The 13042-nt window shown below is 72.4% G+C and carries 11 protein-coding genes and 1 pseudogene; 4 read left to right on the top strand and 8 right to left on the bottom strand.

Features of this window, described 5'->3' with window-relative positions:
• Positions 1–76: 76 nt before the first annotated feature.
• Both ACIGO8_RS12935 and ACIGO8_RS12930 read right to left on the bottom strand, forming a co-directional pair.
• Positions 77–1402, bottom strand: a complete 1326-nt coding sequence (locus ACIGO8_RS12935) for a PQQ-binding-like beta-propeller repeat protein (protein ID WP_399728308.1) — start codon at positions 1400–1402, stop codon at positions 77–79.
• 208 nt (positions 1403–1610) lie between these two features.
• Entirely contained in the window at positions 1611–3089 is a 1479-nt protein-coding gene (locus ACIGO8_RS12930; RefSeq protein WP_399728305.1) for a glutamate--cysteine ligase, read from the bottom strand.
• 231 nt (positions 3090–3320) lie between these two features.
• Between ACIGO8_RS12930 and ACIGO8_RS12925 the strand changes: the two genes are divergently transcribed.
• The 3 genes from ACIGO8_RS12925 to ACIGO8_RS12915 all read left to right on the top strand — a co-directional run bounded on the left by ACIGO8_RS12925 (position 3321) and on the right by ACIGO8_RS12915 (position 5504).
• Entirely contained in the window at positions 3321–3761 is a 441-nt protein-coding gene (locus ACIGO8_RS12925; RefSeq protein ID WP_399728302.1) for a hypothetical protein, read from the top strand.
• 325 nt (positions 3762–4086) lie between these two features.
• The gene (locus ACIGO8_RS12920) at positions 4087–5286 is read left to right on the top strand and encodes a cytochrome P450 (protein WP_399728298.1); all 1200 of its coding nucleotides are present in this window, start codon (positions 4087–4089) and stop codon (positions 5284–5286) included.
• 26 nt (positions 5287–5312) lie between these two features.
• Positions 5313–5504: a ferredoxin gene (locus tag ACIGO8_RS12915; protein WP_399728295.1), complete on the top strand. Its 192-nt coding sequence runs from the start codon at positions 5313–5315 to the stop codon at positions 5502–5504.
• Positions 5505–5647: 143 nt separating this feature from the next.
• Here ACIGO8_RS12915 and ACIGO8_RS12910 read toward each other — a convergent pair whose 3' ends face one another.
• From ACIGO8_RS12910 to ACIGO8_RS12895, 4 genes are all read right to left on the bottom strand, one after another.
• A complete protein-coding gene (locus ACIGO8_RS12910; RefSeq protein ID WP_399728292.1) occupies positions 5648–7483 on the bottom strand; it encodes a S8 family serine peptidase in 1836 nt (611 codons plus the stop codon).
• Between the two features lie 226 nt (positions 7484–7709).
• A complete protein-coding gene (locus ACIGO8_RS12905) occupies positions 7710–9704 on the bottom strand; it encodes a bifunctional serine/threonine protein kinase/MFS transporter (protein ID WP_399728289.1) in 1995 nt (664 codons plus the stop codon).
• 16 nt (positions 9705–9720) lie between these two features.
• Entirely contained in the window at positions 9721–10185 is a 465-nt protein-coding gene (locus ACIGO8_RS12900; protein WP_399728286.1) for a hypothetical protein, read from the bottom strand.
• 200 nt (positions 10186–10385) lie between these two features.
• Positions 10386–10952 (bottom strand): CGNR zinc finger domain-containing protein, encoded by a 567-nt coding sequence (locus ACIGO8_RS12895; protein WP_399728283.1) that lies wholly within the window; start codon positions 10950–10952, stop codon positions 10386–10388.
• A 99-nt stretch (positions 10953–11051) separates the two neighbouring features.
• Between ACIGO8_RS12895 and ACIGO8_RS12890 the strand changes: the two genes are divergently transcribed.
• Positions 11052–11915, top strand: coding sequence for an NAD(P)-dependent oxidoreductase (locus ACIGO8_RS12890; RefSeq protein WP_399728280.1), 864 nt, complete (start codon positions 11052–11054; stop codon positions 11913–11915).
• A gap of 12 nt (positions 11916–11927) precedes the next feature.
• On the opposite strand, the gene ACIGO8_RS12885 is transcribed toward ACIGO8_RS12890, so the two are convergent.
• On the bottom strand, positions 11928–12407 hold the full coding sequence (locus ACIGO8_RS12885) for a hypothetical protein (RefSeq protein ID WP_399728553.1): 480 nt from the start codon (positions 12405–12407) through the stop codon (positions 11928–11930).
• Positions 12408–12812: 405 nt separating this feature from the next.
• Positions 12813–13040 (bottom strand): annotated as a pseudogene (locus ACIGO8_RS12880) (class II aldolase/adducin family protein); the annotation flags it as partial.
• Positions 13041–13042: the final 2 nt, after the last annotated feature.

Here is a 13042-nt window from a genome sequence, read left to right as displayed (position 1 = left end):
AGAGAGGCGCGCCTTGAAATCGGTGGCCCCTGCTCGGGCCGGGGCCAGGCGCGGGAGGCGAGGATCGGGCTTCGGGTCACCAGGGGCGGTAGGCCGCGAAGGGACGCACTCCTTCGCCCGACTGCGCGGCGATGACCAGGTCGCCGTGAACGATCAGGTCGGCGACGGGCTTGCCGTGGTCGACGTCCTGCGAGTAGCTGCGGCGGTCCTTCTCGTCTCCGGTGGCGGCGTCGAGGACGTACAGTCCCTCCTTCCTCGACTGCTTGAGGCCACGGTCGACCAGGACCGTCACCCGGTCGCCGGCGGGCCGCAGCGCGAGCCCCTCGTCCTGGTCGTGCAGGGCCGTGCGCCACAGCTCACGGCCGTCCGACAGGTCGAAGGCGACGACCTGGTCGCACTGCCACTTCCGGCACCGGGTGCTGGTGACGGCCAGGAGCCGCCCTCCGTCCCCGTCCACGGCCACGCGGGCCGGCTCGTACTCGCCGATCTTCCCCGCGTCGCCGTCGAACTCGACGCGCCCGCGGGGACGACCGTCCGGGCCGAACGCGAGGTAGGCCCGCAGTCCGCTCGTCTCCGCCGCCACGACCCGTACGACCGGCGGGTCGGCGGACAGGAACGTCACGTCGGCCCCCGGGTCGACCGAACGCCGGTCCAGGGGAACGGTCCACCGCTGCTTCCCGTCGGCCAGGTCGAAGGCGGCAAGCGTGAGTTCGGTGCGCTCGCAGACGAGGACGGCGACGACCTGCCGCGCGGCGGCGGCGACCCGGTGCGGGACACATCCCTCAGCGACCGCGGCCTTCCAGCGCGGGGTGCCGGTGCGCAGGTCGAAGGCGCGCAGGGCCTGGTCGCCGCGCAGGGAACGGCGATGCTCGGACGGCTCGTACTGCCAGTCGTCGTCGGCGTCACGGAGAACGGCGAGACCGCCGCCGGTGGCGACGAGGTCGGGCTCGGCGGTCAGCTCACCGGTCCCGGGAGCGCGGCGGGTGTGCCACAGTTCCTGGCCGCTGGTGAGGTCGAGGGCGGTGACGGTGGCGCATCCTCCGCCCTGTTCGACCTCGCCGTCGGCGTCCGCCTTCGCCTTCTCGCCGTGCGCGAGCAGGGCGACGGAGCCGTCGGCCGCCTTGCTGACGGCGCAGATCTCGTCGCGGCCGGGCACGGCGTACTCCCAGCGCCGCTGCCCCGATCCGGCGTCGAAGGCCGTGACGGCGTCGTACCTGCTGCGGACGACGGTGTCGCCGACGAGCCAGTCGCCGTTGCCGTACGCGGCAGCGCCACGGTCGATCGGGGCCTGCCAGGCGAGCTCCATGGAGTCACCGGGCAGCAGGCCCATGTCGGAGAGGATGCCGCCGACGATGGCGCCGGCGCCGCCCAGAACGACCAGCGTGCCCGCCAAGGCGGCCACCCATGTCCGCCTGCGTCGTCCGGCGCGGCGCCCGGGAACCGCGTCCGTCGCCGCCTCCCCGTCAGCGCCTGCGTCCGTACGTGTGTCCGCGCCCGTCGACATGTGGCCCCCGCCCCTCGCCGCCCCTTCGAAGGCGCCCAGCGTACGTGATCGCCGGCCCGAGGCCCGCTCGGCGTCACCCCCGCCATCAGCGCGTGCCGTCGGTGGTTCACTCCACCGGCCAGGTGTGGACGGGAGCGTTCAGGTGCATGAAGTCGATGTACTGGCTGGTCATGCGCCGCAGGGCCTCCGCGCGGTCCAGGTGGGCGATGTCGTGGAGGTGGTGGAACATCTCCGACTGCCACACCGCGCCGTTCCGGGCGGTCACGCAGCGCTGCTCGATGACGCCCAGCCACGGCTCGCGCCAGCGGGCGTCCAGGCCGAGGCGTTCCAGGCCCCGATGGGCGAGCGGCAGGAGGCGGCGCAGGACCAGTTCGGTGACCGGGACCTGGCCCATGCCCGGCCAGAACAGTTCGGCGTCGATGCCGCGCCGGGCCGCCGTGTGGAGGTTCTCCTCGGCCGCCGCGAACGACATCCGCGACCAGACCGGCCGGTCCTCGTCGACCAGGGCCCGGATCAGGCCGTAGTAGAAGGCGCCGTTCGACAGGACGTCGGCCACCGTCGGGCCGGCGGGCAGGACGCGGTTCTCGACGCGCAGGTGCGGGACGCCGTCGACGACGGCGTACACGGGGCGGTTCCAGCGGTACACCGTCCCGTTGTGCAGGGTGAGTTCGCCGAGCTGCGGAGTCTCGCCGCGGTCCAGCGCCTCTTCCGGGTCCTCCTCGTCGCACAGCGGCAGCAGCGCCGGGAAGTAGCGGGCGTTCTCCTCGAAGAGGTCGAAGACGCTGGTGATCCAGTGCTCGCCGAACCAGACGCGGGGCCGGACGCCCTGGACCCTGATCTCGTCCGGCCGGGTGTCGGTGGCCTGTTCGAACAGCGGGATGCGAGTCTCGCACCACAGCTCCCTGCCGAACAGGAACGGGGCGTTCGCCGCCAGCGCCACCTGCACGCCGGCGATGGCCTGCGCCGCGTTCCAGTAGTCCGCGAACGAGTCCGGGTCGACCTGCAGATGGAACTGCGTACTCGTACAGGCCGCTTCGGGCGTGATCGTGTCCGCGTACGTGCGCAGCCGCTCCACCCCGTCCACGGCGATCAGCAGGTCCTCACCCCGGGCGGCGAAGATCTGCTCGTTCAGCAGGTGGTAGCGGGGATTCTCGGAGAGCGCCGCGTGGTCCACGTCCTTGCGTTCCAGGGTGGGCAGCGTCCCGATCATCACGAGGTGGGTGCCCACCGCCGCCGCCTTGTCCTCGGCGTGGTTCAGCGCGTCGCGGATCTCCCGCTCCCAGTCCTCGGAGCCGCCTTCGGTCAGCTGCCTCGGGGCGACGTTGATCTCCAGATTGAACCGGCCCAGTTCGCTGGACCAGGCCGGGTCCGCGATCGCGGCGAGGACGTCCGCGCTGCGCATGGCGGGTCTGGCGGTCTCGTCCACCAGGTTCAGCTCGATCTCCAGACCGACCCGGAGCCGCCCGACGTCGAAGCGTGACTCGCGCAGCATGCGCGCGAACACGTCGAGGCAGGTGTGCAGCCTGATACGGAACCGACGACGATCCTCACGGGTGAACACCTGCGCCGGGACATCGCGACCCATCGGACCCTCCCGATACTCGTCGGCGCGGATCCTGCTCCTTCCTTCAGCGTGCCACCGCCCGGCCCGCGCCGCCGCCGGTCGTCACCGTCGGTAGCGGTGTGGGAACAGACCGGAAGGGCCGGTCGAGCAGTTTCGGAGAAGCCGGAGCCGGCGGCTTGTTCCTAGAGTGTGAAGCAGTTCGGGAAGCCCGCCCGGAGAGAACTCGGAGAGGGCTCGGAGAGAAGGCAGGCCATGAAGGAAACCAGGAAGACCGGTTCGGAGTCCGCCGCGTTCTCCGAGGAGGAGCGCGCCGCGATGAAGGAGCACGCGCGCGAGGTGAAGGCGGCGCGGCGCGGCAAGGCGGACGGCGAGGCCGACGTGCTGGCGAAGATCGCGGAGATGCCGGAGGCCGACCGGGTCCTCGCCGAGCGGGTGCACGCCCTGGTGAAGGCGGCCGCGCCGGCGCTGGCGCCGAAGCTGTGGTACGGGATGCCGGCCTACGCGCGGGACGGCAAGGTGGTGTGCTTCTTCCAGAGTGCGCAGAAGTTCAAGTCGCGCTACGCGACGCTGGGTTTCAACGACTCCGCGCGCCTGGACGACGGGGAGATGTGGCCGACGGCCTTCGCGCTGACCACGCTCACGCCCGCGGTCGAGGAGCGGATCAGCATGCTGGTCAAGACCGCGGCGGGCTGACCTCGGCGGCGCCTGCGTCCCCAGCCGGCTGATGCCAGCGGCGGGTGCGTCGCCCGGCGGGCCGACCTCGGCGGCGGGGGCGGCCCGCCCGCCCGACGTGATCAGGACACCATGAGGACGCCGGATCGGGGCGTCGCCAGAGCGGGCACGGCGGCACGGAGGGCGTGATCCGCCGCTGTCGCCGGGATCCGGGCGTCCGCCGAACGGGTTCCACCCGTTCCAGCGGATTGGCCGAACTCCGCGTAGACCGGATAGATGCCTGAGGCATGTAGTGGAGAGCGGCGCCAACGCCGGAGCCGACGATCCGCTGTCTGCGAGGTCCCCCATGACGACCACCGAAGAAGCCGTCACCTTCCCTCAGAGCCGATCCTGCCCCTACCATCCGCCGGCCGCCTACGACTCCCTGCGCGAGGAGCGCCCGCTGGCGCGGGTCACGCTGTGGGACGGGCGGGAGGTGTGGTTCGTCACCGGGCATCAGGCGGCCCGGGCGCTGCTCGCCGACCAGCGGCTGTCGACCGACTCCACCCGCCTCGACTTCCCTCTGCCGACCGAGCGGGCCGCGACCGTGCGGCGGCGGCGCCGGGCCGCGCTGCTGGGCTGGGACGATCCCGAGCACAACGCCCAGCGCCGGCTGCTGATTCCGAGTTTCTCGCTCAAGCGGACGGAGGGCCTGCGGCCGCGCATCCAGGCGACGGTGGACCGGCTGCTCGACGGGATCGAGGCGGCGGGGCCGCCGACGGAGCTGGTGAGCGCCTTCGCGTTGCCGGTGCCGTCGATCGTCATCTGCGACCTGCTCGGCGTGCCGTACGAGGACCACGACTTCTTCGAGGAGCAGTCCCGGCGGCTGCTGCGCGGCCCGACGGTCGAGGACACGGAGGACGCGCTCGCCCAGCTGGAGGGCTATCTGGGTGAACTGATCGACGGCAAGCGCGTCAGGCCGGGCGAGGGCGTCCTCGACGATCTGGTGGCCCGGCAGCTCCGGGACGGCGGCCCGGACCGTGAGGAACTGGTGCAGCTGGCGACGATCCTGCTGGTCGCGGGGCACGAGACCACGGCGAACATGATCTCGCTGGGTACGTACACGCTGCTGCGGCACCCGGAGCGGCTGGCGGAGCTGCGGGCCGATCCCTCGCTGCTGCCCGCGGCGGTCGAGGAGTTGCTGCGGTTCCTGTCGATCGCGGACGGGATGCTGCGGGTGGCGCTGGAGGACGTGGAGGTCGGCGGCGAGGTGATCCGCGCGGGCGACGGCGTGGTCTTCTCCACCTCCCTCATCAACCGTGACGGCGCCGTCTACGCCGATCCGGACAGCCTGGACTGGGGCCGGTCGGCCCGGCACCACGTGGCGTTCGGCTTCGGCATCCACCAGTGCCTCGGGCAGAACCTGGCCCGTACGGAGCTGGAGATCGCGCTCGGCACGCTGCTGCGCCGGCTGCCCGGGCTGCGGCTCGCGGCGCCCGCGGAGGAGATCCCGTTCAAGCCGGGTGACACGATCCAGGGGATGCTGGAACTGCCCGTCACCTGGTGAGTCTTCGGAGGAAAGGAACCTTGGCGGTGCGTATCTCGATCGACACGGGCGTCTGTATCGGGGCCGGGCAGTGCGCCCTGGTCTCGCCCGACGTGTTCACCCAGGACGACGACGGCTTCGGCACCGTCGTGGCGGGACGCGAGGACGGCGCGGGCGGGCCGCTGGTCCGCGAGGCGGCCCGCGCGTGTCCCGTACGGGCGATCACGGTCGCGGAGTAGGGCGCGGGGCTGCCGCGCGCCGGGGCCCGCGCCGAGCCCCCGTGAGGCGGACGCCTTCCGGGGGCTCGGGTCGTGCGGTGGAGCGGGGTCGTACGGTGTGGCGGTGGTGCGCTGGAGCGGGGTCGTGCCGTGCTGCCGCCTGGCTAGAAGGTGAGGTTCCAGGCGTCGATGCGGCCCGTGTCCTGCGAGGCGATGTCCTGGACGCGGAGCTTCCAGGTGCCGTTGGCGACCTCCGAGGAGGCGTTGACGGTGTAGGTCTTGGCCACGTTGTCCGTGCTGTCGCTGTTGTTGAAGTCCTCGAGCAGGTAGACGGTGCCGTCCGGCGCGACGAGCGAGACGACGAGGTCGCCGCGGTAGGTGTGCTTGATGTCGACGCCGACCTTGAGCGTCGCCGGGGCGTTGCCGGTCACGCCGGTGACGGTGATCGGGCTCTCGACGGTCGCGTTGTCGTTGACGGTGACGTCGGTGAGGTTCTCGAAGTACGGGCCGGTGGGCGGCGGAGTCGTACCGTTGACGGCCTTCAGGGCGTCGACCTGGCCCTCGCCGAAGAAGCCGTTCTTCGTCGTGGTGCCCGTGCAGCGGCTGTCGGCCGGGCAGGCCTTGTCGGTGGCCTGGGTGGCGAGCGCGGTGCGGATGTCGGCCGGCGTGTAGGCCGGGTTGGCGCTCGCGATCAGCGCGGCGACACCGGTGACGTGCGGCGAGGCCATCGACGTACCGCTCATGGAGCCGTACTTGCCGCCGGGCAGCGTCGAGTAGACGCCGGTGGCGCCGTCGCCGCCGGGAGCGGCGATGTCGATGACGCCGTTGCCGAAGTTGGAGTACGAGGCCTTCGCGCCGCCGCTTGCCTGCGCGGAGACCGTCACGACGCCCGGCAGTTCGGTCGGGATGTCGATGCAGGCGTTGGTGATGGTGCGGGTGGTCGGCGTGGAGTCGTTGGGGCTCTCGGAGTCGGTCGTCTTGTTCGCCAGGTCGTAGTTGGAGTTGCCGGCGGCGGCGACCTGGAGGGAGCCCTTGGACTCGGCGTAGGCCTGGGCGCGGCGCACGCCCTCGATGATGGCGGCCTGGTCGATGTTGTCCGGGCAGTTGAACTGCCACGGGTCGGTGTAATAGCTGTTGTTGGTGACCTTGAAGCCGTGGTCACCGGCCCACATGAAGCCGCAGATGGTGTTCTCGGCGAAGAACAGGCTGCTGGTGGGCTCGGCGATGCGCACGGAGGAGATCTTCACGCCGGGGGCGACGCCGATGACACCCTTGCCGTTCTTGGCTGCGGCGATGGTGCCGGCGACGTGCGTGCCGTGCTGGCCGACGTCACGCCAGGCGCCCGCGCGGGTGTCGGCCTTGCCGTAGGCGCAGGAGACGGAGTCGGCGGCGTTGAAGTTGGGCGCGATGTCCTGGTGCTGGTCGTCGACGCCGGTGTCCAGGACGCCGACCTTGACCGTGGCGGAGCCGGTGGTGACGGCCCAGGCCTGGTCGGCCTTGATCTGCGTCATGTCCCAGCGGTTGGACTCGGTCAGCGTCGTCGCGGACTGGGTCGGGTTGGTGGGCAGCGCCGGGTTGTACGCGTCGGCGGGGACGTCGGAGGTACGGGTCGCGCCGACCTGCTGGACGCCGGTGACGCCGCGCAGGGTGGCGGCGAAGGAGGCGGAGGTCGAGTGGGCGACGACGACGCCGATGGCGTCGTAGGAGGCGAAGACCGTACCGCCGTTGGAGGCGATTGCCGCACGGACGGCGGTGGTGTCACCGGGCGTCGTGATCACCAGGTACGCGCGCGTGCCGGCGGCCCAGGCGCCCGCCAGGGCGGGCGCGGTGCGGGCCGACGTGACGGCGGGGGCCGCCTGGGCCGGGGCCTTGGCCCGGGCCAGGTCGTGAGCGCGCGGCTCGACCGTGGCCTGGGCGGGCGCGGCGACGGCGACGGTGGCGCCGACGACGGCGGCGGCCACGACCGGGAGTCTCAGCCGACTCGATATGTGGGAAAACATTGCGTCCTCCGATGGCCCGGTGGCGCGGGTGGCGCCGGCCGGGTCCTGTGTGGTGTGGGGTGGACGCAAGATCCCAGGAGGGCGGTACCGGAGGGAAGGATTCTGCTCGCCATATCCCTTTCCGTTACCCATTGTTGATCTGACGGCACGCCACGTCGGGGACGAACGAGACCAGTCCCGACAATCCCGCCGGTGCCCCGCCGGGCGGTCCGGGTGCCGAAAATCCTCAGTAAGGGAAGTAGCCCATGCCGATGACCAGGACGCCCGCGCCGAGATTGGCCAGGGCCGTCGCGACGACGTAGCCGACGGGTGCCTGCGCCGTGACGCCGGACGGCGACGCGAGGGCGTCGGTCGTCCTGGTCTGCCACCACACGAAGACCGCGAGCAGGACGCCGGCGGTCAGCAGCAGGATGTCGTAGCCCGTGACGTACGGAACGGCTCCGCTGACACCGGCGACGCCAAGGGCTCCGAGCAGCACGCCCCGCCCGTCAAGGCCGGCTCCGGCGCTGCCCGGCCGGTCGTGTGCCAGGGCCGCCGTCGCGATCGCGGCGACCACGGCGAAGGGAACCAGGAGGAACAGGCACCAACGCCAGGGCAAGCTCTCGGAAAGCAGCAATCCCGCCAGCCAGCCGAGCGCCGGGCCGACGGCCGCGATCGCGACGTAGCTGCCGAAGGCCTTGCGGCGTTGCGGGGCGTCGGGGAAGGACGTGGCCACGAGCGCCGGTGCGGACGAGGAGACCAGCGCGGCGAAGGCGCCCATGAGAACGCGGCCCGCGATCCAGACGCCGGAACTCTGCGCCATGCCGCCGAGGGCGGCGGCCACCGCGAAGCCCGCCAGGCCGACGGTCAGCGTCCTCTTGCGGCCGAAGCGGCCGGCGATCCGGGCGCCGAACGGCAGCAGGGCGACGAAGGCCAGCGCGTACGCGACGGGCATCACCTGGAGGTAGACGGTGGACGTCACCTGCACTCCGTGGGAGGAGAGCCCCAGGTCCCACTCGGCGCCTTTCCACCTCATCGCCATGTCGGTGAACGTCGCGTCGAACAGCACGAGCAGCTGGGCCAGGGCGAGCGCCGGCAGGGCCCACCGGCGTCGGGAGGGAGCGATCTCGGGGTCAGGGAGGCCGGCCGGGGACGTGGGTGCGCTCCAGACTCCGGCCGGCGGTGTCGGAGGCGCTGCGACGCCGGGGCCGTCGCCGGCGCCGGCCCCGGCGTACGCCGGTGCCGTCGGGACGTATGCGGGCGGCGCGGGTGTTGGGGTCGGCGTTGGCGTCGGCGTCGGCGTCGGCGTCGGCGGGATAGGTTGGGCGCGGGGATCCGGCCGGGCGGGGGTGTAGTCCAGGAGATGGGCGGCGCGGCGGCCGAGTTGGGCGAGGACGGCGCCCGGCAGCCACTCCTCGGCCTGGTCGGTCGCCGTGCGCTCGGCCACTTCGTGAGGGGTGGGCCGGCGGGCCGGGTCCTTCTCCAGACAGCCGCGCACGAGGTCGAGCAGGGACTCGGGTACGCCGGTGAGGTCCGCCTCCTCCTCGGCGATACGGAAGAGGTGGGCGTTCAGGCCCGTGTCCGTGGCGCCGAAGAGCATCCGCCCGGTCGCCGCGTAGACGAGCACGGCACCGAGGCAGAACACGTCCGAGGCCGGGGTGAGTTCGAGGCCGCGGACCTGCTCGGGCGACATGAAACCGGGCGAACCGATCAGCATGCCGGTGCGGGTGTGGAGGCTGTCGCCGGTCAGGCTGTCCATCGCCCGCGCGATGCCGAAGTCGATGACGCGCGGGCCGTCGACGGTGACCAGCACGTTGGACGGCTTGAGATCACGATGAATCAGACCCGCCTCGTGCACGGCCCGCAAGGCGAGCGCGAGACGGTTGGCCAGGGTGCGGACGGAGTACTCGGGCAGCGGACCGAAGTCCTGGGCCACGACGGTGGTCAGGTCGGGCCCGGGGATGTACTGGGTCGCCACCCACGGCACGGCGGCCTCGGTGTCGGCGTCCAGGACGTCGGCGGTCCAGGCTCCGCCCACCTGCCGGGCCGCGGCCACCTCGCGGGCGAACCGCCTGCGGAACTCGGGGTGCTGGGCGTGCTCGGCCTGGACGACCTTGACGGCGACGGTACGGCCGAGGTCGGAACGGCCCAGATAGACCAGGCCCATCCCGCCCGCTCCGAGGCGGGCGATCAGGCGGTACGGGCCTATGTGTGCGGGGTCCTCCCCCGTCAGTTGCTCCACGGTAGAGGTCAGCCCTTCAGGTTCCTGTCGTCGTGGCCCATGCGGTGATCCCCTGGGATGCGTGCGGAGTTCTCACGGTAGAGCAAAGATCGACGGCATCGGCAGGGATTGCCGGGCCGGGATCGGATGCGCGGAGCTTCAGTCCTCGTGGCCCGCGGCCACAAGCAGGGTTGCGTCGCGAGGGCCTGGAAGTCGTCGGGGAAGAGTTCACGGGCGGCCGGGTCGCGAACGTGTAGGCCACGAAGGGATGGTCCACCGACGCGATCAGCCGGCCGCCCGGCCTGAGCACGCGCCGTAGTTCGGCCAGGATCGAGCCCCAGTCCTCCAACAACGGGCCCGATCCGCAGCCGGCGTCCAGGATGCGACGGCCCGTCACGTCTCCGGCGAGGGCGGTCATCGCGGGCCGCTCGTAGTACGCGTTGACGAGGCTGTGCTCGGTCTCCGCCGCGTACGCCTCGGCGAAGGCGTCGTAGTCGTTCACCGGCGGCGGATCCGCGGGCGAGACGGGCGAAGCAGGCGAGGCGGTCGGGGCGGAGGGGAGGGACGGGGCGGCGCTCGCGGGGACGTCGGTCGGTCGGTCCATCCGCGCAGCCTAGTTGTCGCTGTCAGCGGCCGGCGAGCCGCCCATGAATCGAACGCGAGGCGCCGGCGGACGGGTCGGGGCCGGTTTCCCGCGGTCGGTCACTTGTGGGCGAGGCGGGCCTTCTTGACCCGGTTGCCGCAGGTGTTCATCGAGCACCAGCGGCGGTTCGCGCCGCGACTGGTGTCGAGGAACAGGCCGGCGCAGCCGGGCCCTTCACATGCCTTGATCCGGTCGCGGTCGGGGCCTCCGAGTACGTGGACGGCGTCGGCGGCAAGCACGCCGAGCGCGTCCGCTACCGGTGCTTCCGTGCTGAGGCGCCAGACCGCGAGCCCGTTCTCGAGGGCGGGCCTCGCCCGCCCGGCGGTCGCGGCCCTGTTCAGGATCGTCGCGTCCTCCGGAGCGGGTCGCCGGGTGGTGGCGACGGCCAGCCCGGCACGGTAGATCGCTTCCCTCAGGCTGAGCGCGTCCTGAAGCTCGGCGGGTGAGACGTCGGGGACGCCCAGCCCGACGGCCTGCAGCCAGAGCTTCAGTCGATCGTGACCGGAGAGCCGCTCCCGGGGCGCCGCGCTCGCCCGGTCGCTCATCGTGGCGGTGAAGCGGAAGGCCAGCACCTCGTTGTCCAGCCGGAACCGTCGACGGGCCTCCACGGTCACCTCCTGCCGCACCCTCGTGGACTCCTTGAACCAGCTTAGCCGGTTCGACACGGGCCTCGGCCCGCGCCACAATGAACCGTCTTGGACGGTTCGCAGGGTGGAGGGTGTGCGATGAGCGAGGTTTCCGTCATCGGTCTGGGCGGCATGGGGCGGGCGATCGCGCGCAATCTGGTGCGGGCAGGCCACGAGACAGTGGTGTGGAACCGCTCGGCGGGGCCCGCGGAAGAGCTCGCGGAGGCCGGCGCTCTCCCGGTCGCCTCTGTCGCGGAGGCCCTCCAGTGCCCGGTGGTGTTCTCGGTCCTGTCCGACGACGCGTCCGTCGCCGAGGTCTTCCTGGACTCCACGGTCCTCGGCGAGGCCCGGCGCGGGGCGGTCCACGTCAACATGGCCACGGTGAGCGTCGCACTGGCCCGCCGTGCCGCGCAGGCGCACGCCGCGCACGGGATCGGCTACGTCGCCGCGCCGGTGTTCGGCCGGGTCGGCGTCGCGGAGGCCGGGGCACTGAACGTCCTCGCCGCAGGAGAGCCCGAACTCATCGACCGGGTCCAGCCGTTCTTCGACGTGATCGGATCCCGCACCTGGCGCCTGGGCGAGCTGCCCGAACAGGCCAACACCGCGAAAATCCTGGGCAACTACCTGATCGCCTGCGCGATCCAGTCGCTCGGGGAGGCGGTCAGTGTCGCCGACGCGGCCGGCGCCGACCCGGGCCAGTTCGTCGAACTGCTGGCCTCGACGCTCTTTCCCGGACCCGTCTACGCCGGATACGGGTCGATGATCGCGCAGCGGAGCTACCAGCCGGCCGGGTTCACCACGGCGCTCGGACGCAAGGACCTCCACCTCGCCCTCGACGCGGCGGCCGGCCAGGCGGTCTCCCTGCCGTTCGGCGAAGTGCTCAGGGGCGTGTTCGACCAGGCGATCGCCGACGGCCGGGCAGCGGACGACTGGGCGGTGATCGCCGAGCAGCAGCCGCGGTGAGCGCCTGCGGCATCACAGGATCCGCGGCACGGGCGGCATGGCGGCCTCGCCGGCCAGGCAGGCGTGGCACAGGCAGTGGTCCGGGTGCGGGCTGTGCGGCGAGACCTCGGACCGGTACCGGCGGGCGTAGTCCTCCAATGTCGCCGAGACGGTGACCGCTTCGTCGGCTCCGAAACCGCGGCCGTGGTGGCGCAGTTCGTTCAGCCGGGCGAGGACGCGCGGGGTGTGGACGAGCTTGGGGCGGAAGCTGTGGAGATGGCGGGTGGCGGTGTCGATGACGATCCACCGGCTGGTGTGCCGTTCGCGGCCGACCACCGTGAGCCGGTCGCCGCCCGGACCCCAGTGCACCCGGGCCACGTACACCTTGCTTCCGCCCTTGAAGCTCTTCGTCCCGGGCAGCAGCCGCGCTCCCGCGACGCCGCTGCGGCGCCAGGCCACGACGTTCGCGGCCACCAGCCAGACCGGATCCGGGCCTTCGCCCGTCTCGTTCACGCTCAAGAGTCCCCCGCTCCCCGTCCTCGCCGCACGGTGCCGCGGCACCGCGAGAGGATCGCAGGGACGCGGGCGGGGCGGCAATCGGGAATCGGGGAGGCCGCCGGCTGCGGCGTCCCGGGTCAGTCCTTGTAGTCGGGGCAGGTCCGGTCGAGCAGGCGCAGCATCGCCGCCCAGGCCAGGTCGTAGGCGTCGTCGTCCTGGAAGTCGTCCTGGGACTCGTCGTGGGACCCGTCCTGGGAGGCGTCGCGTACGGCGTCCTGGCCGGCCGGGGCGTCGGCGGGCGGTGCGCTCGCAGACGTCGGCGGGCGGGATCACCAGCGGGCCTCCGCCGGCCTGGGCGGTGACCTGGATCTCGCAGGCGCGCTCCAGGTAGTACATGCGCAGGAAGGCCTGGGCCGCGGTCCTGCCGACCGTCAGGAGGCCGTGGTTGCGCAGGATCAGGGCCGGGTGCGGGCCCATGTCGCTGACGATGCGGCGCTGTTCGTCGAGGTTGAGGGCGACGCCCTCGTAGTCGTGGTAGCCGACGCGGTCGTGCTGCCGCCGGCCCGCTCGGCTGACCCGGCGCCCCGCCCCGCTCCCCTCCCCCGCCCGCCCGGCCGGCCGAGGTAGGCGCCGCCCCGCCCGCGCCACCG

The sequence above is a fragment of the Streptomyces sp. NPDC053493 genome (assembly GCF_044544825.1).
GTDB lineage: Bacteria > Actinomycetota > Actinomycetes > Streptomycetales > Streptomycetaceae > Streptomyces.
The sequence above is the reverse complement of the archived record's forward strand: the minus strand, read 5'-3'. Positions and strand labels throughout refer to the sequence as shown.